The organism is Agrobacterium sp. DSM 25558, assembly GCF_900100825.1.
Taxonomy (GTDB): Bacteria; Pseudomonadota; Alphaproteobacteria; order Rhizobiales; family Rhizobiaceae; genus Agrobacterium.
In genome coordinates this window covers 65,363-89,006 of sequence record NZ_FMUD01000025.1, presented here as the reverse complement: position 1 = coordinate 89,006, position 23,644 = coordinate 65,363, and the positions used below count along the sequence as shown (strand labels likewise).

Genomic DNA, 23,644 nt, shown 5'->3' with positions numbered 1-23,644 from the left:
CCAAACTCCCAGGTTCCGGACGCAATTCGAGGTCGAAGACTGTGGGTGAGCTGTTGCAATTCCTTGGTGATGTGCTTGGCAATATGATGTCCGGCCATCAGTCAAAATCGAGATTCGTGCGATGGTTGGAACGAGCTGTCATGGTAATCGTAGCCGCTCTGATCGCGGTGCTGATTTACCGGATGTACTCCTCGTGACAGCAGTTGGTGGATCGTTGTCGTCCGGCCGAGGGTCAAATCATCGACATTAGAAAGGCGAAATTTGATCAAGGTGCCGGCAAGACACCGCTTACGTTGCAGCAGAAGAAACCGGAGCCGTCTGTGCTGTAATGCTTAATTCGACGGGAGAGTTTTTAGGGCAATTTGCACATGAAGTAAGGCTCTCCGACGCGGACTTGAAAGCTGAGGTCGCTAAGGTTGTTGCGAGCAACTCGGATCATCTGGAGAAACTAGCGAGTTCAGGCGAGCGCGAAATCCTGCTCAACATCGAGCGGCTTCCCAGATATAATTTTACGAAAGCGGATGCCGAGTACATCGAGTTGTATGGCGAACATTATGCTTCTTGCAAATTAACCTACTCGAACTAGTTGGAATACACGAACGTGCATATCTTTTTGAGGCACCCGACCTGCATCGAGATGTCGAACCTGGGTCCGAAATTTGGTGGCAAATCCGTCGGGCGATGGCATCGTTGATCACGGTCCACTGGAACACCGCTATATCGGCGGTGACGTTCTCGAGATCGATGGCTAGGGATTTCGCCACTGCGATATGATTTGCACTATTTCTTTTGCAACGAATTCGGCGCGATCATCCTGTGCGACAGAAGTCAAACGCGATCGCAAGTGAGGAGGAATCCGATCATTGTAGCGTCGGGCTTCTTCGACACCGCTACTGTAGGACGAGGTTTGGCTACCTCTGGGAACCCGCTGACTTTCCTCCAGCAGCCCAAGAGCTACGGCAAGATCGCGAGTTGCACCTCCATAGGCACCCAACGGAATTACTGGCTTATTGGATTTTAGCATCATCAATGCCTCTTCGATAATGCCCGGCATTTTTCCAACATAAAGATCGCCGTCTATCTCCTCGATACCCATTTTGCCGCCAATCAAGACGCTGGCGTGAACAAATTCAGCAATAGCTTCTCGCGCATCAGTTGACGCATCCGAGATGGTCTTAGTCTTCAGCCTGGAGGACCATGTATCGAAAGCGTTGCTGTCGCGTATTAAGGTTGACCCCGTTCTACTGCCGACGACAATTTCGTCGTCTCCAAGGCGAATTGGAATCATCTTGCCCTCTGAGGGCAAATAGGTCTGACAAGTGCCCCGCCGCTCCCTGAGTGCCTGTGCCAGAGTTTCATAGCTCAGTTTGGAAAGGCTTGGTTGGTTCAGTACGTGGATGAATGGTACCGTGTCTTGGTCGGCGTAGGCACTTGCAAGGTGACGAAAGATTTTGAACGTGAAGCCGTCTGGACGAAGATCTCCGCCATAGACCACGGTTGCGCCTGCACGGACGAGGGTCATGCAAACAGTCAGCATTGCTCGATCGAGTTCACGCGCCGGTATCGCCAATTTGAGGTGGTCTGGCGGTACGCTTAAAGACAATTGAATACGGAGATCTTTCAACTCACTCATTGGATCTCACTTAATGTCAGCAGCTGCACTTTTTGTTTCGACATGCTCGACGACGCCTTTAAAATAAGTTCGGCTTCTAGGTTCCCGAGCGGTGGATCGGGATAAATGATGGTCGACGGAGGAACGTCACAATCCACGATATCAAATAGTTCGGGCGGCCTTGGAAGAACCATCGTGCTTTCGTCAGCGGTTTTGAACTGTGCGACTTCCAGTTTGAATAGGTCGCATCGGAGACCCTCAGAAAGGCATTCGACAAGCAGTGGCTCAATCCAGGCCGTTTCTTTATCATTCGCCGTAACGCGAACTTTGGGCAAATTTGCACCATAGGGGTACGTACGGCTTATTCGGGCGCGACCAACGTCGGCCAAGACAATAGGGCGTTTTGCCCGCTTCGCCTCCGTTAATTCAAATACACACCACGGACGGCTGTCGTACGCGTCAGAAACGATGGCAAGGAGTGTACCACGATGAATGGCGTGCCTGAACTCTTCAGCAAAGTTTTCACCAGGCGACAGCTCCTTGGCGTCGTAAAACGTCTGCAATGGAACATCGTTATCGGTGCTGTTGACGTAGTTGACAATCGCGGTGGCTGTGTCGTCTCCATCGAGCTTTGCATGGCTGACGAATAGTGGTTCGTCGCGTGTTTGACCGAAGATTTGCTTCAAGTGGTCTCGTATTCTGAAAACGACGTGGAGAAGGAGGTGGATCTCAAGCTGCGCAGGGGCGAGGTTCTCTTTCCACTTGTCACGTCGCGTATATTGGAGCGCGGAGTGTCCTCGTGCATCAGCACGGAGTGGGTGAGCACCAGCCGGGTCACCAAAAGCCATGTAGACGTCGGCATCGCCACGCTGGGACATTGTTTCGTGTAATCGACCTATATAGTTTTCCCAGTCGGGCTTAACCTCGTTGTCGGCCATGACGTCATCGTAAAGGAGAACGACTGCGTTGTGCTTCGCTCGCGACAAATCAAGATCAAGCGGGACGACCGTCCCGTCTATCCATGGTTCACTCCAGAACCTTACCGGAACGCGATGTGCGACGCCGTCTCGCTCCATGCCTATTCCGTCAAAATGTCGTGAAATACGGTCTGCAAAGTCCGCAGATCTAGGATTTCTGGGCACCTGTGAAACCGAACCCGTGTCCACCTCGTGGTGGAGAGGGGCCTTGGCCCATATGACGTGAATTCTTAAGAGTTCCATAGCCTACAAGGCCCCCGCTCGTTGCAGTCTTTATTCACGTACGATTTCAACGAGTTTCTGAACAATTTCGTCAACCGTTAAGCTGGCTGTGGTCAGAGCGAGCTTCCCCGATAATGAAGGAGCATGTTTCATAACCTCGTCTTTGGAAATCTTATGCCAAATCGGCAGTATGCGCGATCGTCCCGCAATTTCCAGGTTGAAAAGACCATCTAACTCTCGCTTTGGCCATTCCTTTTTGAAAAATGCATCAGAAAGAACGACCACGCCAAAAGATGAGCTTGCTAACCCGTGTTCGATCCGTTCTCGCAGGCTGTCTCCCCATTGAAGAGATTTGTTATCGTAGAACACCGCGAGGCCAGCCGCCTCCGCTTTTTGAGCAAGTTCCTCCACAAAATCTTCTTTGTCTTCTGAAGCGTGAGAGATGAAGACATCAAAAATTTCGTGATCAGGTTCGGCGGGCACACGTGTCGCACCAACTTGCTGCGTCGCGCGTTCCTCAATTTCTTGCTGTCTTCTAATAACGGCCGTCTGATGTTTCTTTATTTCTTTCTCGATCTTAGTCCGCTGACTATTTTCCTCTTTTGAAAGGGCAGCCTGCGCTTTCAACAATTCCGCAGACTTATCCGAGATACTTTTTGCGATGGACGCACGTTTTGAAGACGCGTTTGCAGACTCTTTTTGAGAGGAATCTAGCTGACGCGATTTGGACTGTAAAACAGACAAGGTTTTCGCTCTACCTGCCTCAATCCTCGCTTTATTGGCTTTTGCAGTAGCTTGCGCTTCATTCCTTGCTTCCTGTGCATCTTTCTTTTTAAGATCAGCAATTTGTTTCTGCAGTCGCACGATTGAACTGTGAATCGATGAAATGGTCATGCGGTCTCCGAGTAGATTAGATGGTCGATTCCAAATATGTAAGCAACCTCTAATTCAATCCAATCATCCAGTCATTGAAATCCCACTCAAGCGGACTTGTACTAGCATTGGAGTAAAAATGTTTTGCGAGCATCTGAGGCAACAGATAATGGTTGAAAAGTCTCGACCCTCTGCTGTCGTTCACCGGTACCTGCAGGCCAGACACTACATGCTCGAGATCGCTGCAGCTTCGATCCGCCAAGATCGAAAAATACTTCGAGCGGTCTGTCTTATCATAAACGTCGACACCTACATTCTGCTTGTCACCATAAAAAGCTGCCGAGCATATGCTGCTGCCTAACGGCGGCCAATCCAGCTTGTACGGCAAGTCAATTGCATGCTCGGGTGCCATGCGATTCATTCTCATGATGGCTTCGGTGCGAAGTATCTTGAAAAAAATAGCAGAGACCACAGCCTTATCTATTTCTGAGGCTTTGTTGACGATCTCAATCACGCCGGGAATGATCGCGCTCTCAATTCGGCGCAACCTCGAAATGTTATCGTCGGTGGCATCACTTATTGCCGGATCTAATTTTGGATCCGCTTTGAATCGACTACAAGTTGCCAAGAAATCGTCCCTAAGGGCGGCGTAAGCGCCATCGTCAACGATGAGCAGTTCATTTGGAGCCCAGTTTCGCTGTGCCTCGTTGGATTTTTTTTGGATGGCTCTGTCGATCTGGGCTTGGTTTAAGTGATAACCATTTTGTGGGCGCAGAACTAGCAAGCGACTGTCGCTATCCTCGTCCATTTTGACACCGTTTGATCGGAAAAAACTTATTAGTTGTTCCAGGCAAAGATAGTAGTTTTCCGAGGCGGATGCATGGACGCGGTCCTTAAGGTATTCCGGGACCTCGCATTCTTCTAGCATGACGGGTACGAGGAGAACGCGGCCGAGTTTCTGCTCCTGCGCTAAGGCTAGTTCTATTTCTTTTTGGACCCATTCAGAACGGATTGATCTGGGGGAAAGCACCAAAATGAGATAGGCGCTTACGTTTATCTCAGCGAGCACAGTTTCGAATATCGGGCTTCCGAGTCCCAACTCCCACTTATCGATCCATACGGGAAGGTCGGCCTCAACCAAGTCAGCAGCCAGCTTTTGCACAAATATGTTGTCACTTGTAGAGTGACTGATGAAGATCTTTGTCATGGAGTGTCCTCGAAGGCTATTGCAGTGCAGGGCAGCTTTAAAAAGTGTTGAGCGGTTGTTCTAAGCAAGCCGCGAGATCAACATAGTGATAGTCATCAATCGGAAATCACCTATGTCTAAAGTAGAAGCAATATTCAGCATTCCCTATCTACGAATGCAAAACGAAGTACGCGAACCCGTCAGGAGTTCCAATATAGACGAGGCACGAGAGATAGCCTGTCGCTTGGCTGAAGAGTTCGGCGTTGCGCCGGTTTCCTTTGTATTTGCGATCATCACCACACACGATGATCGGAAAACCAGAGAGGCATACAGCCGAAGATATTTTTTCGGCGGCCATGTGAGGTCTGTGGAAGACGTGAGGCTAGAAAAAAAACCTACTGAACGCATCTTGATAGAAAGAATGCGTCGCGAAGGTTTCGACCGTGTTTTGACCATCAAGGGTGCCGTTACAATGAACTTTTTGATCAACGACGACGATGATGTGCTTGAGCCTCTGCCGGCCGTCTTGCTCAAAAGTCCTCGTATCTGAGATCACATTAAATTTTTAATGACGCGATCGGCGAATTTAAGGTCGCCGGTCCACGCATCATGATCGGGGCTCCAGGATCCTCCCGAGGCTCCAATCACTTTTCTAGACCGTCTGCCACGCGCGGAGATGATAAACTGATCTTTATCGCGTCCAAATACGATGCCCTTTTCGACCAGGTTTTGGAGTTTCGGCGACCATGGCGCCGGAGTTTTCACATTCGAGACTTCAACAGCCTCGACAGGTACCTCGACAGGTACCTCAACAGGTACACTTTTCTCCGATAAAATGTCGCTGATTTGAATCGATGCGCCTCGGATCGCATCATCAAAATTCTGAAAATTATGATCGTAATGCACGAATGTGATGCCACCGATGTTAGTCGGTAATTTGAAGTCGCTACAGTTTCTGGGAACGAGCAGGAAAGTACGTTCTGGACCCATCACACCATAAAATAGGCCTGCCTCGAATAACAAGTTATCTCGTGGGGCAAAAGATTGGACTCCGCGCGATGTTACAACATCGTCGGGCGTGAGAAGAACTACAGCGAAATCGAATGTACGTGCTATAGCCAACACATTGTCAACGAAACTTACGCCACGCTTGAATGCGTTTTCATCAATTAGGCACTCGGCATAACTGTGAAGTTCGCGAATGAGGCTCCTGGCTAGTTTTGATGCTTCTTTCGAATGCGCAATATATACTTTTGGTCGCACTTTTCTCTCCTGAAAATCTTCCTTTAGTTGTGATTTCAGAAGTTTAATCGACGGTTAATTCCCGCCTTCTTTTTGCCTCATTCTAACTGAGATTGCAGCTGTACGCGTCAACGTCATTAATTGTTGGTAAAGTGCTATAGGCTGAGTTAACTATTTTACTTCTCCAACAGCCGCCCATCTGAACATCTTTGGCACGCGCTTTGCGAGAACTTCACTTCGCTATCGGACTAGGAGCAACGCCGATCCGCAGCACAAATTTGCTCTGCATCGCCGTTGACGCAAATCGTCGCACATCGGTGTAAATTTTTAACGTGCTCATTTTTAACGGTTATCCGTACGTCGAAAGTTCCACATTCTAATTTGGCTTCGTATCGGGGATCGCAAGCATGCAATATAGGGCTAAATCATAGCTTGCTTAATCTCAATCTTGCGTTGGTTTTACATTCTTTTCTGTATGGATGTGTGCGCAACGTTGAAAAGGACTTGAGAGGCCGATTACGTTTCAATATTGCTCCGTTAGAAAGTTGTGTCGAACCCTGAAAGCTCTTTCCTATGGTCGATGATGCAAGAAAATCTTGGAGTGAAGCTCTCAAGCCGTGGTCAGGTACTGACAGCCTCTTTGGAAGTGAGTTTTTCGCCTTCTACGGGAAACTAGATTGGTTTGCTTGGACAGCCGACGATTTGGATGCAGCAGCAGCCTTCCACGTCGAGTTGATCTCCCGCGTCGCAACGTCTCGACTGGGCTACAATGAAGGCGACGAGTTGTCGGCTCTCAAGAGCATCCATCTTCTGTTTGAGCAGGCTCGTACACTTTCTTTAGTCTCGTCCTCAAGCGGCGCATTCGGGATCTTGGTCTGGCATACGCTGAATCAACACGTTCGCCCATTCACCGCCAAGTGGCATAGAAAAAGTCAGCAAGGTGCTCTGCGAGCTCTGGATGCAACAGATATTTTCAGAGGTGAACTCCTTATCGTACAGGATCGCCTACGCGATTTGTGCTGTGTTCTCGAGTTGGCGTGCGTGGGTCCAAGGTATCGGATTGAAAAATGCCAAACAGCTTCCCAGTTGGCCGTCACGCAAGAAATGGAGAGAACTGTTCGCTGGAGGCCGCACGGGCAAAATCTCTCAAGCAACGACCAAAACCCTAAACAAGGGGAGGCTGCTCTTGCAGAAGCGGAGGCCGCGTTGGTCTCAAAGCGCCGTACGCAAACCTCGCCTGACCGCGAAGGATGGGTTGCCGGTTTGGCCTTGTCTGGCGGCGGAATAAGGAGCGCAACTTTTGCACTCGGTGTACTGGCGGCGTTAGGCAGAAGAAATCTTCTTACGCAGATCGACTATCTGTCAACAGTCTCAGGGGGAGGTTACGCAGGCGGTTTCTTGACACAATTATTATGCGCAAATGAAAAGAACAGCGAAATTGGACTTAAAAGTAGTGAACTTCCGTTTAAGCGACATGAGGGGGAATCCCTGCTTCTTCAAAAAATCCGCAACAACATCGCGTTCCTGACGAGTTCGAAATGGGAGCGGTTCACGCAGTTAGTGGCATATGCCCAGGGCGTCTTTCTGAATGTTCTAATTATAACGTCCATCATCTCTGTGGTTGCAGCTTTAGTCAGTTCAGTTGGTCGATTTGCGGTAGGGTTGTCGGAATATCTGTTCGTCGGATTGATGCCTCTAGCTCTCTTTTTCTTGTTGGCACCGCTACTCGACCGACTGTATCCTGCGCTTAATCAGCTCAAGAACTGGGCCGCCGCCATCGCCGCTATTTCAGCGGCCTTAATCTTCCTCGAAGTCAGCCATGGGATGATGGAGAGCTTATCGTCGACTGAAACATTTCGTTCTGAATGGCGAGTGTTTTTCACAGCTGTACTGGCAGCAGCGGCCATTGTAGCCGTCACAAGGGCGACGATATCGCGGAGCAGGTTTATAAAGGCATCTGCAACGTACGTGTATGCAGGCTTAACTGCATTCGTAGTGTTCGTATTTGAATTGGCTATGTATCAGTCGATCATGAACCTGGAAGGCGTGAGCTTCTGGTACATCGCAATCTTTGTACTGATCACTCTCGCGGCCTTAACCGCCGACGTAAACAAAACTTCGCTTCATCCCTTCTACAAAGCAAAATTGTCCAAAGCCTTCTTATTGCGGGCGGATGGTGAGCCCGATCTAGCGATCAAGTTGAGTCAGGCCGGATCTATCAAGGCACCGTTTCACATCATTAATTGCGCAGTAAACCTACCAGGATCGAAAAAAGCAGGCATGCGAGGCCGCATGTCTGACCTATTCACTTTTACTCCTGTATCAGCAGGTTCGAACGTCATTAACTACCAGCCGATCAGCGGTTGGGAGGCGGCCAATCCGGATCTGGACCTTGCTTCCGCTGTCGCCCTTTCGGGCGCGGCTGTATCTCCCCAAATGGGCACAGGGAGCAAGGGATACATGGGATTTTGGCTGACGTTCCTTAACTTGCGCTTGGGTGCCTGGCTGACCAAACCACGAGAATCTACGCGACCTTGGCACAACATCCGCAACCTTCTTCAAGAGTTTTTTGGGGGTGCAGATGAGAAGGACAAGCGAGTCTATATCTCCGATGGCGGGCATATAGAAAACCTCGGGATTTACGAACTCCTTCGTAGGCGTTGCCGGTTTATCGTGGCAGTAGACGGAGAAAACGATTTCCAAATGACGTTCCACGGCCTGACCAACCTTCAAAGGTTGGCCTACATTGATCATGGGATAACCATCGACATAGACCTCCAGGATCTTCGTCTTGGCCTTGAGGGTGTAAGTCGGTCTCACTTTCAATTCTGCAGAATACGGTATCCAGCGGCGGACACGGGACGTGAAGAGATCGGATACCTGCTGTACCTGAAACTTTCGTTGACGGGAAACGAAGGGGAATTCATCCGGCGGCTCAAGCATGATGAACCTGAATTCCCTCATCATTCCACCGCCAATCAGTTCTTCACAGAAACTCAGTACGAGGCGTACCGGAATCTCGGGGAGCACATCGCAGATAAGATGTTTTTGAAAGCTCTTACCGGCTTCGACGACTCGTCTGAAGTGTGTCTAGAAGCTTGGTTCAAGGGCTTAGGCCAAGCTTTCCTTGATGCGAGTAAGCCTCAAAGCACGGGACCGCTCTGACGGCGTGGGCCGAATGTCGCTCAATATCAAAAAAATCCTAGAAAGAGGAAGAGCACTTGGTATCGTATGTTACAAAATCGCAGTTGCGAGATGCTGTCAGCGGAACGTTGTCAGAAAGCATCCTCAGAAAAGCTGCCTCTGGTTCGGTAGAAGGCTCAACCTTTCTCAGCCATTCTACAAAAGATTCAGAATGGTTACCCGGTGTGATCAAAATACTCCAAGACCATGGCGCCAACGTTTACACAGACAAGGGCGACAACCGTCTGCCAGAAAAGACCTCATCTGCAACAGGCGAAATGCTGCGACAAGAACTCCGGAAAAGTAAGAAGTTCATCCTTTTCGCTACCAAGAGCAGCAAAGACAGCAAATGGGTGCCATGGGAGCTCGGCTTGGCCGACGGATATAAATCACCCTCTCACATGGCAGTTTTTCCAGGCGTGGACTCGCAGACTGACACTCACTGGACGGAACAAGAATATTTGGGACTCTACGACCGCATCGTGATCGAGAGCGATGGTCTGCGAGACCGTTATTATGTTGTAAAGTCGTTGGGCAATGAAAAGACAACATTGCGTTCCTGGTTAGCGCGATAGGCATAAAATAGTTCCATAGTTTAACACGTGCGCCTGCTGCACATCGATATCAACCAGAAGAGGCCAGCATGCCTACAGTTTTCTTTTCCTTTTCGCATGTCGATGGAACGCTTAGAAATCAGCTCGAAACGCAACTGTCGATGCTAAAGCGTCAGAATGTGATCGAGACATGGCATGATCGCAAAGTAGGGGCGGGCGATGACTTTGCTCGTGAAATCGATGAACACATAAACAAGGATGAAATCATCCTGCTGTTAGTTAGCGCTGATTTTCTTGCCTCTGATTACTGCTACGACATCGAAATGAAACGAGCGATGGAAAGGCATGAACGCAATGAGGCGATAGTCATTCCGGTCATCCTGCGTGCATGCGATTGGAAGCATGCGCCGTTTGGGAAGCTAAAAGGTATTCCTGAAGATGGTCGGCCCGTCACACAGTGGACGGATATTGATGCTGCACTTTTGGAAGTCGCCCAAGCTGTGCGCAAAGCTGCGGAACGAATTTCCGAACGTCAAGGATCAGTCTCTCGTCCGCTGCCCCAGGTGATATCTGACCGTTCAAGGCAGTCCGCTACTGCTCCTCGCTCAAGTAATTTAAGCCTAGCGAAGCAATTCAGCCAGCGCGATAAGGACGCATTCAGAGTTGAGACATTTGATTATATCAGCCGGTTTTTCGAGAATTCGCTCTCAGAACTTGCTGATCGCAACGCAGGCTATGAGGGAGTGTATCGCCGTGTCGACGCCAACAGATTTTTCGCGACAATCTATCGGGATGGTCAGGATGTCTCACGCGGAACCATTTACATGGGCGGTGGGGCGTGGGGCAATGGTATCAATTATGCCCAGGGCGAGACCACGACAAGCACCAGCATGAATGAATCAATCTCGGTGGACGCCGATAGCCAAACGCTTTTTCTCAAGAGCATGGGGATGTCCTCGTTTGGTGCTCATCGTGGAGAGAAGCTTTCGCAGGAGGGGGCTGCAGAGGTTCTTTGGAGCATCCTTGTTCGCCCTTTAAAGAGCAACGGTTGGTGAGGTCTAAATGCTTTCTGTAGATGAGTTTTCGGTAGGATATTTTTCGGATGCTTTACCTGGCAGTCTGATCTTGCCGCGTAATGATCGTGAGGAGGCAGCCCTAATCGGACGATTTCGAGACGAGCCATGTGCAGTTCTGTTGAGTGGCCAATTCGTCTGGCAGACGTTTCCCCTTACGGGAAATGTTCGATGGTCCGGGCTTATCGTTCCTGGCGTCAGAATAGAATTGGACGAAGGGAGCCTCTTTGATCCGATATACGGGGCTCCAATAGGTTCGATACAAAGATCTGGAACGGTGTTGACGATACGCTCGAAGTCCGACGCTTCGACATCAGCCATACAAGTACTGATTTGCGACGGCCTTCCACCTCTCAACAATCATTCGGCGGGTTTTAGCCAGTGGCAAGTGGTTTTGGGGTTTGGCGATCAAAAGCGTGTACTCTGGCGGTCACATTCTGAGCAGGATGAAACTAAGTGAGCGGAGCAGCAGGAGCCGAATTGTGAATTCCCCAGAACAAAAGCAGAAAAGGATTTCGACGGTTTCTTTTGCTTCGAATCAAAGGTGCGAGGCGGCGTACCTGAGCTGAAGAATACACTCGCGAACGTGTTTGACTGTATGCGTTGTCGAAGAACAGATCCGGTCGGGTACGTAGCGGAGGCGGCGTATCGGAGAGGACTTAAAGAGGTTAGGCACACTCGTCGAGGTATTTGACGTCCGCTCTGGGGCTCATCAACTATCAGAGGTCGAATTAGCGACGGCGGTTTGTGGAAAATGTCACGACCGATGATACCTTGCCTTATGTCCAGTGGGAAACGACCTTCCGGAACCCGGTTGTCTGATGATCGTTTATTTGTCGATCTTCACACACAGCTATGGAGCAAATGCTTCCTACACTTTGAAACCTTGGCTTTTGGCAGGCTTAAAACATCGCTAGTTGTTCAGAGTTGGAGCGGACGGACGACAGACCGTACAGGTCTTCTATCCCCGATATAAAGTCGCTTTGCCCACCATAACTGGGATGACGTATCTGGGTGGCGATAATCTCGAGTTCAGCCAATGCCATCTGAGAGTCTCGACCAACTGCGACTACGACCTTTGGATCGAGTACCTCGATGAGCCAACTGAGCAGAAAACGACAAGCAAGGCGTTCCGACCGCGTGTGGCATCTATTTGACTGTTGATCCCCATGCTCATGTGGATGAAGCGGGAACACGTTCCATAGGAAAACAGGCTTTTGAATGCGGTTCAGCGTCTGCCAAATCACTGTCGCCGTTCTTTCAGCCAAGGCAGGGCCCCTTGTGGCACGGATTAAAGGCAAGTCGCCGTAGAGCATTGAGTGGTCTGATAAGTGCGCTTCATCCGTCAAAGCAAGACCTGTACGCCGGCCACCGCGATAACCAAGATCTCGGGCAATCCAGATTGAATCGACTTTCCGGTCGATCGCAGCATCAAGAACAAGCTTAAGATTCATCCGGCGGATAGCAGGAGCATCGTCCTGATCGAAATCGTTGCATGCATCTGAGTACGGGTTGAAGGCATTTTCAAAAGAAAGGTCAGCCAGGGTTTCAACGAACTCGGTCGTGTTCATTCCGGTAGTTCCTCAATCGATAACGACCGCTTCTCTACATCAAGCTTGACCCGACCGCGACGTTTTTCTCTGAGATAGCGAAATGCGTGGTTTCCCTGAAGGATCGCTTCCTCCCACAGCCATAATGGTGTCTGATATACCTCATAGCCCCGCGCGAACTGTCGCACATTTTTGAGCATTGTCAGGTTGAGATCGCCCGGTTTCTGGTCAGCAAAGAAATCAAAGTCCTTAGCGATTCCGAACACATAGGTCGCAATCCCTTCCTCAATCAACGTAGCCCTCGCGCCATCCTCACCTTCATCGACGCGCGTCTGACTTTTCCTTTTACGTTTGAGAAGGGCACGCGTGACTGGAGACCATCCAAGGACGGCCAAATAAGCATAATGGAAAACGTCATGAAAACGGTAGTCATCGGGTTCCATGATGTTGTCGGTCAGTCTATCGCCAATGAACAGACCGCGGCAGCTTTGTAGAACATATCGTTTGTCATTGCTGGCTTCGCGCTCATAGATATCGATCTCAAGAAGTCGAGGCAGTTGCTCATCAGACGGAAAATCCTGGTCGAAAAGAGTTGGATAAACCCGCACCTGAGGCCAGCGGTCTTCAGCTTTTTGAATGTTCGCGCGGGCAGCGTCCTCGAGTAAAACGTCCGAGTCATTAGCAGCCTGCAACAAATGTGTGAGAATTTTTGCCAAGCGGATTTTCAACTGCGGCACATCGCCATGTGCGACATCGACAGTGCTCGCAAGTTCACCAGTTGCGGCTGTCAGTCTCAAAAGCGTCTTTTCAAACTGTGCGCTTGGAGTATTCATCGGCAACGAGTGTTGCGGCTGCAAGGAAGAGAAACTTAAATCGCCCTCTGCTTCGCTCCCACCCAAGACCGCTAAAGGAATTCCTGCGTGATCAGCAATAATAGCTAGATACCAAAGTGTGTCACCGAGTTCCTCAAGCACGGTCTGCTCGTATCCCACGATTGCTGCATGATCACGCTGGCGTTTTTTCACTTCACTAAGCAAACTTCCGACTTCGCCAACTAAGCCAAGAACGGGAAGATCAAAGCCATTGCCTTTGTTGCGGGTGCGGTCACTTCTAGCCGCGAGCGCTTGATACTCGTTTAGCCCCAGTGGTAAGTACATCAGCATTTCCCCCTCTGAAATATATCGCCGGTCCGCAGCTCTGACAGTGAACTGCCGGAGGAGGGTGCCGGTTGGCTATTCCTAGCCCCCTGTATTCACTTGCCGACCTTTGAACGCGATGACGGCGCTAGAAGCGGCGGTTGGCTCAGACACATTTTCAGGAACGTGGACAACTTCACCTGTTGCGTCGTGTACACCGGTTTTTCGGGCGATCACGAATCGTTTTCTAGTCATTTCAGCCTCTCAAGCTATCGAAAATCAGTTCAACCTATGGTAATTGAGTCGTCAAGCATATGGAGGAGTAAATGGCCGGCCGCCGCCACGTTTTCATTAGTCATCACCACGCTGACGACGAACATGTCACCAAACTGACAGACTCGTTGTCCCGAAAGGGCTACGAAATTCGGAATAGCTCCATTCGGGCGAAACCGGCCAATAAAGAGCGTTTGGCGAAAGGTTTAGTCAGCGACAAAGCTATCGAACGGCTTCTCAGGATCAAGATGCGGTGGGCATCTACGGTCATAGTTCTAATTGGGAAAGAAACTCACGCTCGTCGGTGGGTAAACTGGGAAATCCAGAAAGCGCATGAGCTAGGAAAACGCATTATTGGTGTATTCACTAGAGGCGGAACAAAAGCGGATATCCCGCCTGCTTTCGAGAAATATGGAAGCGATTTGGTCGCCTGGAATCCCGACGCTGTCATTGATGCTGTTGAAGGAAACGCAAACATCGATTTTAAAAAGCCGGATGGATCAACACGCGAACCGGTTCACTCACCCTCCACATCGCGTTGCTAACTCATGGCTGTATATGTTTACGTTGTCGCCCGCGATTTCGGTTTCGCTCCCAATCCTTTCCATGGCGTATGTACACTCGCGACTTGCAAACCTGTCGTACGAAGAATGGCGAGTGAGGGGGACTGGGTTATTGGGATGGGTGGGGGCAAGCTGAAAGCTGTTAACAGGTGCATTTTCGCGATGCGGGTTACAGAAACGCTAAAGTTTGATGAATATTGGTCAGATCCCCGGTTCAGGGACAAAAAACCGGTCCGCAATGGAAGCCGGAAAATGATGCTGGGCGACAACATTTATCACCAGCGCGACGGTAGTTGGCAGCAAGCGAACTCTCACCACAGTCGTACCGATGGTTCACCGGATGCCGATAACATCAAAACGGACACTGGGACCGACCGGGTGCTAATTTCGGACAACTTTTTCTATTTCGGGAAAGCTGCGCCAGAAATCCCGGAGCAGGTTCTGAATTCAGTCGGTTACAAGAATCTTCGAGGACATCGCGTTTTTCTTGAAGATAAATGTCGCGAGCTTTTGGACTGGCTAACAGGCTCACAGTCAGAACATCTAAATCAGATCGTTGATGATCCTTTCCAGTTTCATCAAAGTGGTGCGCGATATTCGGTAAGTGCAGACAAAGTTCTGAACTGAAGGAGTACGCTGTTTAATCCCTATCAATCCATTGAGACGCAGCACTCGAAGATGATGTCTCTAAGGATAGCTTCACTTTGAGGCAAATAAATGCAAAAGCTGATCGGCAATTCTAATTCAGTTTCTCATATTCGATGAGCGCGGTTCTTCCCTCAATAAGGGTGATAACGATGCTACTGCGCCTTCCGAAACTGTCCTCCATATCTAGATATTCACCAATCTGGAAAGCTACGGGCTGAGATTCTCCTCCGTTGATGGCGATTTTGTCCGCATATAGGTAGGTCCGGTCCAAAGTGTCTTTGACAGGGTTGAGTCTCCCACCGAGATGCGGGATGCAGCCGCTAGACTGAATTATGACTGATCCACCGTTTCGTTTCCGCTGACAGTGAATGTTGAGCGCTACGCCCGGCTCGAAATCTTCGAACACTTTCGATTTGTAACCCTCATGGGCCACGAGGATCTTGTATGCTTTACCTGGTACAAGCTGAACGGAAGCAGTACCATCATTTGCGACTTCTATCTCTATCGTCGTACCATTATCGGATAACGCGCAAACGTGTGCGCCTGCCAATGGGACGTTTCCATCACTCGTAACGCGCACCATCAGATCAGTGTTGTTTGGTTTTGGTAAGCTGCGAGGACGTATCCAGCTCGCGATAGTATCTGCGGTATTTTTTGGATTAGTGGAGCGCACGTGGCGATATTGACGGATTTGGAGGGAGAGATCAGTCTCTTGTACGCCAGGTAACAAAACCGGTATGAAGAGGCGATCACTCTCATCCGACGCTGCTTCCCGGAAGAAAGTGCGGAGAATATCTCTGAAATAATTCGAGTGAACCGAGCTTGGGCTCATGAGGGCCACAAGATGAACATACGAGTTTGTGTCACCGTTCGGCACTCTGAGTTCATCATGTCGTAAGTCGGAGTCATGCACATCCATCGAGACAGAGAGACCTTGTCTCTCTAGCTGGCGAGCAATCTGCACTGCTACACCACTATCTTCATGCGCGTGGCTGATGAGAACAGATGTCCGTTGGTTTGGCTTCAGGCGTTGAGCGGCGCTGACGTATTCATCACGCGACTCGGCCAGCAGGCGAGTCTGACCCAGACGATGAGCGATGAGAGCGGCGATGTTCTCCATACTGTAGTTGATCCCTGAGTTATCAACACTTTTGTCTTCTACAACCGCAATACGTTCCCCAAAGCTCCAGAATGGAACATATGGGATTGTACTCGCCTGCACTAGTTTCTCGGCTGGAACAGCCTTATGTGCCCACGCCTTGTAGAATTCCCCTAGTTCGCGTGCAAATCGCTCACGCCATTCTTGCGCCACGTGGTATTCCACTTGAGATTCAAATCGTGCTGGTATCGGTAACAGCATAAGCCGCGATCGGTCGACCGCCATGTCGTTTCTAACTGCAACAGCGCGATTAGCGACATCCGTTGCACCATTAAGACTCTGTTCGTTTGCCGTAAAAAGGAACGCTAATATATCAGGCAACTGAGCGGTTACAATTCCAGAGAAGTCCGTCACTCCAGTCCTTGAATCGATGAGGATAAAGTCGTACTCGTCACGTAGCTCCTCGAACATTGTCTCAAGTGCTTCGCCCAAACCTTTTTTATATAAAGATGTCCAGTTCAGTTTCTGAACGCGGCCCATGTATTTTTCATTCATCAACCCCGCCTTGATGAAGTCTACGCCGGTCAAGTTGGGATGATGAATTTTTTCAACGTACCCTCGCCACTCAAGGGGGGTCTGGCGTGTCTTTGCAAAATGGCTCAAGAGTTCGACCATACCCTGTTTCATCGATGACATTTCTGAAGGGCAGTACGGTCTGAAGAAATCTTCAAGGCCAGGCGCTTCGAGATCAAAGTCGATGCAGAGGACACTGAAGCCCCAACGCCCCAATAATGCGGCGACGTTGACCATTGCGAACGAGCGACCTACGCCGCCCTTGTAGGAGTAGAATGTAACGACCGTTCCTGCCATCAAAGCCTCGGCAATTTAATGGAAGTATTCATGATCCCCACATCATCTGGGTTAATGATTGGAAATGCAGAATTCCAGTTTGGGGCTGCAGAGATATGTCCCTCGAGTTCCTCGGCTATCGCTCTGATGGCATCGTCAAATTCGAGATACTTTGGAGAATCTCTGAAACAGTCGTGCCGGTAATTGAGATGACTGAGGTCTTTATGCATGGTGTCTTTCGCGCGAGGGTGAAAATTCTTGCCGTCCGAAAAGACGACTGGGTAAACTAGACCTTTCGCCTGGATCACACCTGAATCGTATAAATATTTTTCTCGTTCCAGCATTGATTCCCACTCGGCCATACACCAGTCAGAGCGGAAATAGGGAGGTGTCCAAATCGCCACCATTACGCGACTGCGCAAAAGCGCGTCCCTGATGTTGTTTGGCCAACGGACACCCGTAGCTTGGGCAAAATCCACGAAAATTTTGGGTTCGTAGTCTAATAAATTCTCAAGCTGCCCCTGCAACAAAGGGAGGAAATGTTTTTCAATCCAAGGCAGCACCTGCTGCGAGCGCGGATAGCTAAGAAATACATCCCACTGATACGACACCTATAGCACCCTTTCTTTCAACTACACGGGATACGTTAGATGTTTCACCGAGGCGCACGCAACAGGCCTTTAGGTATGGGACGAGTTATCAACGTAAGAAGTTATCTTGGATGTTTGGTAATCGTTGAAAGCTACGTTTGAAGCCGAGTGCTGTATCAGAGAGCAGGTCTGAAGACTGCGTATTCGCCTCATATCGGAGCCAGAGAGCAATGCGAGTGGTGTCTCAATTGATGGTTTCGGATCGGACGAGCGCTAATGGGCATAATTAGGTGTGTTGTGTTTGGCGCAGCGCCACCTTAAATTGACAAAATTAGTGGTGAGTTCTATCTTTGTTCTCTTATTCAGTTGTTGATACGTCTGTCGAGTGGTTTTGCTATTAACATTTATGGAAGAATATACAGGATGGATGTACGAGAATCGCTTGCCGAGGCTAAGATGAAAACATTGGAATTGGATCCTTCAGCCGCCGTTTCCACTGAACGTTTTGTGGAAGCATTTGTGGCCAAGTTGGTGGAGCAGGGGTGGAAGAGTCTTTCTCCTCAAGATCCTAGCACTCGCAGAGGTCTGACCTCAGTCGTAGATTTGCTAGACCGCGCGATTGAGGATTTTAAAGATAGAAAGATCCCGTGGAAGCAAGTCGTTCCTTGGGTTCGAGTTGCGAGCAGTTTGCGTCCGTCACCCTTAGGAAGCATCGAAAATTGGGAATTCCAACTCAGATCCGCGCAGGGCTATCTAACTCGGGTTTCAAATCCAAGTTATGAGATTGTTGATTTTGCTATTCCGCAAGCTACGGCAGAATTTGAGTTAAAGAAGCTCACCGATGAACAGTCAGTTCTTGTGAACGAAGCTTTTGAGCTGTTCGATAGAGAGAGCCGAGTAAGCTTCTAGGATGCAGGATCAATCAAGCGTTTCCGGAGCGGTTCGCCTCGAGAGAGAGCTATATCACGAAAACGGTCCCTTTGGGGATATCGTGAACGATGTTCTTGATCGGATTGGTTTCACCGAACCCTATGTGGAAGGTTGCATTCTTAGTGTTTCGAGCACCGGAGCGAAGCACAAGGCGTTGAAAGACGCTGTTTGGGGTATGATGGAGTTCGATATTAGTGCCATGCGCCTAATCGACTCTCCGATACTTCAACGACTGCGCCGGATTAAGCAGCTAGGCTTTTCGTATCTCACGTATCCATCGGCCGAACACTCGCGATTTCCGCATTCGGTTGGAATGGCTCACGTGATCACAAAGTTTCTCGATGCCATCGACCGCCGAGCCGGTGATATTGAGATGCAAGCCGATTATCTGGATGGTTATAAACAACTACAAGATCTGAAGCCCCTGAAAGCAGATGAATTAGTGCACGCTGCATTGCTTCACGACATCGGACATTTGCCGTTTTCACATGCCGCAGAAACAGCCATTGCATCTGCCCCAAGCCATTTCGTTTTCGGTGGTCTGGAATTCGAAGAATTCGTCGATAGGATCAACGATGCGCTAAAGGCCAAAGTTTCGCTATCTGAGGCTATCTCGATCGCGGTAATTCTGTCTCCCCGCTTCGAGCGCTTTTATTCTAAATACGTCTGTCATGGCTCAAACCACGATAACATGGCCTTGGCGCGAATAGTCTGCATGATCGCAGGTCGAAGGATGCACGATAAGTGTGGAAACATCCAAGGTCTTATATCATCTTCTTCAGTCGATGCTGACAAAATCGATTACGTCAATCGTGATGCCGCGGCTTGCGGGATTCCCGTCGGTGTTGATGTGTCTCGAGTATTTCTTGGTAGTGCACTTCTAGGTATTAAGCCTGAAAAAGCTAAAGAGCTTCGTTTCGGTGGGAACGACACCTTTATATTTGCTTTAAATGCATCTGGCTGGGACACTTATGACGAGATCATACGTGCTAGGTCCATGCTATACCAGCGTGTATACCTGCATTCATTCACGCGTACTGCCGAAGCAATCTTTGCCCGTGCGTTGAGGTTGAACGCTGGAGCTGTAAACGACGCGTTGCATATTTGGGCTTTAACCGACGACGCAGTATTGGATTCTCTGGTTGGATCACCGATATCAGAGGTCGCAAGTCTCGCTTCATCTCTTCGCGACAGACAAATGCCCAAGAAGGCTTGCGCGTTAGGCACTGCGCTTGTTGCAACGATAGCGCCGATCGCCGATATATTTCCCGACGTATTCAGGGGTCCTGACAGGATTACGTCCTATCGTTCTTTTGTCGACCAAATTGCAGAACCGTTCCGCCAGAAATTTACGCGCGACCTCAGCGGCCAAATAGATAGTGTCACATTTGAGAATTCCGTTATCAAAGAGGCGGTCAGGATTCGAGATGTTTTGTCAAACGCGGGTAACAAGCAAGTTCCGACAGGGCAATTATCCCACGTTGCGCTGATCACCATAGCTGGTCTTGATCACAAAAACTCGGACGCCCCGGTTTTCCAACACGGCGAAGTCCTCTCGTCCGGGCAGCTGACCAACGTTCGGGGGGTGAGCGACGCGTCAGATCACTTTAGGCAGATCGGATACGTTATGGCGCCCTCAAATTGGCGCGAGATTGTTTCTGTTGCAACGCGTGCCGTTCTATATCGCCTGTCTCTTGAGTTCGATTCCACCAAATTTTCCATAGACGATAAGCCAGAGCTCGAGAAGCTTGAGTTCCTGGTTCGCAGACTTACCGTTTTGGACATGGACGGTGTTCATCGTCGAACAGGTCTTGATCGGTTTGCGCTGGGTGTGATCATGGAAGACCTCGCACGTGCCAGCTACTTTGATGAATTCCCAAGTTTGGCGTTGAAGACAGATTTGGACGAGGTAGAGGATGCCTTTCCAAAGATCGAGAAGTTTGCCGGAGAGAAAGGCTGGTCAGTTGACCGTAAAACTATACGTGCCTTTGTCGATCAATTCCCGCCTGGACTGCGTTCTGATCTGATTGCCGCCATGAAACGCGGGAATTTTGTTGACCGCAACCATGTCGTGGAGCTGCTCGCTCCCAAGTTGAAATCGTTGTCGGAAACAGGTGAAAAGCTGCTCGTCGTGCCGCTATCACTTTCGAGCGGTGCGCCGTTAATTTCACCGCTGAGACAACATCTCAAAACGAGCGACAATATCGAATTTGCCAACTCGCTGCAGGACGCTTTAAAAGTTTTGGGCGAACGGACGATTGTGTTCGTTGATGACAACAGCGTTTCGGGAACGCAAGCTGCAGCTCAGCTTCACGCATTTCACAGCTCGAATCGAAAGCTATGGCCAGAAAAGATGCAAAGCGAGGCTGGTCTTCACACCGAATTGAAAGACGAGGACTTTTCAGTTTTCGCGACTACCAATTTCCGCATCGTGGTCGCATTCGGTCACAGTAATGCAGCGAAGACGCTTCATCAGACGGCTGACATTTTGGATTTGCAGGGCTTTAAGGGTGTCTCCTACGTGTCAGAGATTACCGAAACTCCTAGTTGGTCCAATAAACTTCGCGCATATCTGACAAAAGTCGGAGAGCAGCTCATCGCCCATGACAGGTGGGAAAAGAACTTCGATAAACTCGACTCTAGAGACCAAGAGACCTGCAGGGAACATGCTTTTGGCTTTGGTGGCATCGGTGGGCTCACAGTCTTCCAAAATAGTGTGCCCACCTCCACAGTGACAGCGTTTTGGATGCCTGGGATGGTGGATGGGCGTCCTTGGATTCCGTTGGCGATCCGCCATGGTAGGGTGTCCAAGCTTTTGCTCGGATAACGTTGGGGTAGATCGACCTCGCGGTTTACCAGTGTTTTCAGTGCTAGCATTCTTTGGTCCGGGTCATTCTTCGAAACTGATAATTACTGGCAACCGCAGTCTTTGTAGGGCGGGTCGATCCGCAGAAGAACGCTGTGTTTCGTTGAGTAGGTGCCTTGGTTATTGGATCGTTCGAACCGTAATCGCGTATGATGGAAAACGTAGTAACTCTAAGGACTTAACCGTGGATATCGAGAATACCGTAGTCGGAAGCGTTAAAGACCAGCTGTGGGAGCGGTTTTCGGCAATACGGCATCCAGTTAGCGGCGAATTTCCAACTGTTTTAGTTCTAGGTGACAGCCTTGAAGACATTAGAGTTAACGTTGAGGGCAGTTCCGAACTCCTTGAGATTGTTAGAGAAAATATGTCAGAAAATGAACAGGGCGTAACGCAGTTTGTGTCTCGAGTTTCTGGCACTCCCAAAGCTTTTCTCAGCTATTCTTTTGAAGACCGCGAGCTGGCAGAAAGGATTGCCACAGGTTTGATGGCCAAAGGCATCGATACATGGTGGGCGGAATGGGAAATTGGACCCGGTGATAGTCTTCGGCGCAAGATTGATGACGGGCTGGGTAACTGCACGCATTTTGTCGTGCTTATCTCGCCGGGCTCGTTGCACAGACCTTGGGTTCAAGAAGAAATAGATGCTGGCCTAATTCGCCAAATCAATGGAAATGCCCAATTCATACCAATTCGACACCTTGTGTCAGTAGAGCAACTTCCGCCATTGCTGACGGGAAAGCACGCCCCAGAAATATCTCTCTCTACGTTGGATGGTGACATTCGCGATCTGGTGAATGCTATCTACGGGGTATCGCACAAGCCGCAACTCGGATCCCCGCCAAGCGTGTCCTCGTTTCACTCTACACGTTTCTCCAAAATTGCGACAGCAGTTGCAAAAGTATTCGTGGAATCGACCCGTACAGCGATGTTCGCTGACCCTCAAAAGACCATTAAGGAACTTACTGAGGCAGTTGATGCCTCACAGGAAGATGTCGAGGACGCGATTCATGAGTTGCGTGACGTCGTGGTGGAGAGCTTTGGCAGCGTATTGCCGAAAGCAGAGTTGTTTGCTGAGTTCGACAAGTATTTTAAAGATTGGTCGCCAGAAGACGATGCTTTGAGGATTGCCGCTGACTTAATCAATGATCCTAAAATGCCTTACGAAGCTAGTAAGGTCGCGAAGCAATACGGCTGGGATTGCAGGCGGATGAACCCTGCTCTGAGCTTTCTTTTGGCTCGGAAGCTGATCGTAGACTACAAGATATTAAATCACGACTACGTGTCCTACCGAGTTGTCAAAACGGATGCGACTCGTCGGTTCGTGAAGGGTCGTGGTTGAGTCGGCTACTGGCGAGTCTCCAACCTAATGTCGCGCGATTGGAGAAGCTGCTATGGTTTGGTACGTCCAGCCGCCTAAACGTCGAAAAGTTTTCGTAAGCTATCATCACAAGAATGACCAGGCTGCCTATAATAGCTTCTCAGCGCACTTCCACGACGGTTTGGAGACAATAACCGACAACTCGCTTGAACGAGCGATAGATAGTGCCAGTTTCGATTATATAATGAGGCGCATCCGCGACCATTACCTTCACGGCAGTTCATGCACAATTGTACTTTGTGGATTGGACACGCCGAGACGGCGCTACGTTGACTGGGAAATTCAGGCGTCCCTTGCCCAGGAGATGGGCCTTATTGGTATCGGGTTGCCAAGCATTTCGTGGGAGGGCACAGGAACCTGGAAGCCCGCGCGGCTACAGGATAATATTGACGCCGGATATGCCACATGGGTCTTGTGGTCTCAGCTTGTCTCAAATCCCGGGATGCTCAACGCCAAAATCGAAGAAGCGTTAGCCAAGCCTAAATGGTCAATTTCTAATGCGAGAGAGAGAATGACGAGGAACGTTTGAAGGGGAGCGAAAGCGCTCTGCTTTGAAGCGGTCTCATTGTATGCGAAATGTTAGCATAAAAGACCGCCTCAATGTTCTATCCGGCAACCTTTTCCGCGTGGCGATTAGGCAGAAGGCATGTCGTAAACAATTCTACGGGTCTATGTCTTCCGAAGCAGCGTACTGCTTGGTGGACGTGTACTCAGGTTTCAGCATTTTGGGAATCCAGGAACTTTGAAGCCATCAGAAGCCAGAACATCTCGTCACTAGGGACGGAGAGAATAATTAGGGCCGGTAATGCCCTGTGTCGTTTAGCGCAATACTTGGCTTGC

At 49.7% G+C, this 23,644-nt stretch carries 20 protein-coding genes; 11 read left to right on the top strand and 9 right to left on the bottom strand.

Features of this window, described 5'->3' with window-relative positions; translation table 11 throughout:
* Positions 1-197, top strand: a 197-nt coding sequence (locus DSM25558_RS29120; protein WP_210189141.1) for a hypothetical protein, incomplete at its 5' end; no start/stop codon positions are given.
* A 551-nt stretch (positions 198-748) separates the two neighbouring features.
* Here DSM25558_RS29120 and DSM25558_RS19560 read toward each other — a convergent pair.
* The 4 genes from DSM25558_RS19560 to DSM25558_RS19545 all read right to left on the bottom strand — a co-directional run bounded on the left by DSM25558_RS19560 (position 749) and on the right by DSM25558_RS19545 (position 4,891).
* Positions 749-1,633 (bottom strand): hypothetical protein, encoded by an 885-nt coding sequence (locus DSM25558_RS19560; RefSeq protein ID WP_077106363.1) that lies wholly within the window; start codon positions 1,631-1,633, stop codon positions 749-751.
* Entirely contained in the window at positions 1,630-2,550 is a 921-nt protein-coding gene (locus tag DSM25558_RS19555) for a toll/interleukin-1 receptor domain-containing protein (RefSeq protein WP_159442511.1), read from the bottom strand. Before DSM25558_RS19555 ends, DSM25558_RS19560 begins: the two co-directional genes overlap by 4 nt.
* A 312-nt stretch (positions 2,551-2,862) precedes the next feature.
* Positions 2,863-3,705, bottom strand: a complete 843-nt coding sequence (locus tag DSM25558_RS19550; protein WP_083716580.1) for a toll/interleukin-1 receptor domain-containing protein — start codon at positions 3,703-3,705, stop codon at positions 2,863-2,865.
* Positions 3,706-3,754: 49 nt separating this feature from the next.
* Positions 3,755-4,891 (bottom strand): toll/interleukin-1 receptor domain-containing protein, encoded by a 1,137-nt coding sequence (locus tag DSM25558_RS19545; RefSeq protein ID WP_077106361.1) that lies wholly within the window; start codon positions 4,889-4,891, stop codon positions 3,755-3,757.
* Positions 4,892-5,003: 112 nt separating this feature from the next.
* Between DSM25558_RS19545 and DSM25558_RS19540 the strand changes: the two genes are divergently transcribed.
* On the top strand, positions 5,004-5,420 hold the full coding sequence (locus tag DSM25558_RS19540; protein ID WP_077106360.1) for a hypothetical protein: 417 nt from the start codon (positions 5,004-5,006) through the stop codon (positions 5,418-5,420).
* Between the two features lie 2 nt (positions 5,421-5,422).
* Here DSM25558_RS19540 and DSM25558_RS19535 read toward each other — a convergent pair whose 3' ends face one another.
* On the bottom strand, positions 5,423-6,133 hold the full coding sequence (locus DSM25558_RS19535; protein WP_077106359.1) for a TIR domain-containing protein: 711 nt from the start codon (positions 6,131-6,133) through the stop codon (positions 5,423-5,425).
* A gap of 552 nt (positions 6,134-6,685) precedes the next feature.
* Here DSM25558_RS19535 and DSM25558_RS19530 point away from each other — a divergent pair.
* From DSM25558_RS19530 to DSM25558_RS19520, 3 genes are all read left to right on the top strand, one after another.
* Entirely contained in the window at positions 6,686-9,277 is a 2,592-nt protein-coding gene (locus DSM25558_RS19530; protein WP_077106358.1) for a patatin-like phospholipase family protein, read from the top strand.
* 56 nt (positions 9,278-9,333) lie between these two features.
* Positions 9,334-9,870 carry a toll/interleukin-1 receptor domain-containing protein gene (locus tag DSM25558_RS19525; protein ID WP_077106357.1) on the top strand — a complete coding sequence of 179 codons (537 nt, stop codon included), beginning with the start codon at positions 9,334-9,336 and terminating at the stop codon, positions 9,868-9,870.
* A 68-nt stretch (positions 9,871-9,938) separates the two neighbouring features.
* Positions 9,939-10,904, top strand: a complete 966-nt coding sequence (locus DSM25558_RS19520) for a toll/interleukin-1 receptor domain-containing protein (RefSeq protein ID WP_077106356.1) — start codon at positions 9,939-9,941, stop codon at positions 10,902-10,904.
* A 920-nt stretch (positions 10,905-11,824) separates the two neighbouring features.
* Here DSM25558_RS19520 and DSM25558_RS19510 read toward each other — a convergent pair.
* The gene (locus tag DSM25558_RS19510) at positions 11,825-12,493 is read right to left on the bottom strand and encodes a uracil-DNA glycosylase (protein WP_077106354.1); all 669 of its coding nucleotides are present in this window, start codon (positions 12,491-12,493) and stop codon (positions 11,825-11,827) included.
* Positions 12,490-13,629: a nucleoside triphosphate pyrophosphohydrolase family protein gene (locus tag DSM25558_RS19505; RefSeq protein ID WP_077106353.1), complete on the bottom strand. Its 1,140-nt coding sequence runs from the start codon at positions 13,627-13,629 to the stop codon at positions 12,490-12,492. Before DSM25558_RS19505 ends, DSM25558_RS19510 begins: the two co-directional genes overlap by 4 nt.
* Positions 13,630-13,934: 305 nt before the next feature.
* Between DSM25558_RS19505 and DSM25558_RS19500 the strand changes: the two genes are divergently transcribed.
* Together DSM25558_RS19500 and DSM25558_RS19495 are read left to right on the top strand one after the other, a co-directional pair.
* A complete protein-coding gene (locus DSM25558_RS19500; protein ID WP_077106352.1) occupies positions 13,935-14,426 on the top strand; it encodes a TIR domain-containing protein in 492 nt (163 codons plus the stop codon).
* Between the two features lie 3 nt (positions 14,427-14,429).
* Positions 14,430-15,071, top strand: a complete 642-nt coding sequence (locus DSM25558_RS19495; RefSeq protein WP_077106351.1) for an Nmad2 family putative nucleotide modification protein — start codon at positions 14,430-14,432, stop codon at positions 15,069-15,071.
* Positions 15,072-15,183: 112 nt separating this feature from the next.
* On the opposite strand, the gene DSM25558_RS19490 is transcribed toward DSM25558_RS19495, so the two are convergent.
* Both DSM25558_RS19490 and DSM25558_RS19485 read right to left on the bottom strand, forming a co-directional pair.
* On the bottom strand, positions 15,184-17,061 hold the full coding sequence (locus DSM25558_RS19490; RefSeq protein ID WP_077106350.1) for a KGGVGR-motif variant AAA ATPase: 1,878 nt from the start codon (positions 17,059-17,061) through the stop codon (positions 15,184-15,186).
* Positions 17,061-17,651, bottom strand: coding sequence for a toll/interleukin-1 receptor domain-containing protein (locus tag DSM25558_RS19485; protein ID WP_077106349.1), 591 nt, complete (start codon positions 17,649-17,651; stop codon positions 17,061-17,063). The genes DSM25558_RS19490 and DSM25558_RS19485 overlap by 1 nt, the downstream gene beginning before the upstream one ends.
* Before the next feature lie 435 nt (positions 17,652-18,086).
* Here DSM25558_RS19485 and DSM25558_RS19480 point away from each other — a divergent pair, with 435 nt between their 5' ends.
* The 4 genes from DSM25558_RS19480 to DSM25558_RS19465 all read left to right on the top strand — a co-directional run bounded on the left by DSM25558_RS19480 (position 18,087) and on the right by DSM25558_RS19465 (position 23,333).
* Positions 18,087-18,539: a hypothetical protein gene (locus DSM25558_RS19480; RefSeq protein WP_143240170.1), complete on the top strand. Its 453-nt coding sequence runs from the start codon at positions 18,087-18,089 to the stop codon at positions 18,537-18,539.
* Positions 18,540-18,621: 82 nt separating this feature from the next.
* Positions 18,622-21,387, top strand: coding sequence for a phosphoribosyltransferase-like protein (locus DSM25558_RS19475; RefSeq protein ID WP_159442510.1), 2,766 nt, complete (start codon positions 18,622-18,624; stop codon positions 21,385-21,387).
* 223 nt (positions 21,388-21,610) lie between these two features.
* Positions 21,611-22,765, top strand: coding sequence for a TIR domain-containing protein (locus DSM25558_RS19470; RefSeq protein ID WP_244554259.1), 1,155 nt, complete (start codon positions 21,611-21,613; stop codon positions 22,763-22,765).
* 52 nt (positions 22,766-22,817) lie between these two features.
* Positions 22,818-23,333 (top strand): TIR domain-containing protein, encoded by a 516-nt coding sequence (locus DSM25558_RS19465; RefSeq protein ID WP_077106346.1) that lies wholly within the window; start codon positions 22,818-22,820, stop codon positions 23,331-23,333.
* The last annotated feature ends 311 nt before the right edge of the window (positions 23,334-23,644 follow it).